This is a genomic window from Xenorhabdus santafensis (genome assembly GCF_033949405.1).
In the GTDB taxonomy this organism is placed as follows: Bacteria; Pseudomonadota; Gammaproteobacteria; order Enterobacterales; family Enterobacteriaceae; genus Xenorhabdus; species Xenorhabdus santafensis.
Genome location: NZ_VCDN01000518.1, coordinates 1 through 305 on the forward strand (window position 1 = coordinate 1; position 305 = coordinate 305).

Below are 305 nucleotides of genomic sequence, written 5' to 3' on the forward strand. Positions count from 1 at the left end.
CAATTGAAACCGAAATCTCTTGAACAGATTTTTCTTGCTGTTGAATAGACTCTTTTACCCTATCAGTTCGGTCAGATGATCTTTGGGAAATTTGAGCCATGTCTTCTGCAGAAGCCGAGATTTCCTCACTACTCGCTGCAATTTCATCTGTAGACATAGATACCGTTTGAATTTGCTCAGATACTTGCTGCACTTTTTCTGTAATAGTTCCAAATACTTTTTCTGTATGCATTACTACTTGTGTACCTGCCTGTACCTCATTATCTACTTTCCCCATCATATGTACCGTATGATTCGTTGTTCCC

Annotated in this window: 1 protein-coding gene; it reads right to left on the bottom strand. The window is 39.0% G+C overall.

Going from position 1 to position 305, the window contains the following annotated elements:
• A partial coding sequence (locus tag FE392_RS23240) for a hypothetical protein (protein WP_319932036.1) occupies nucleotides 1–277 on the bottom strand: 277 nt, incomplete at its 3' end.
• Nucleotides 278–305 lie beyond the last annotated feature (28 nt).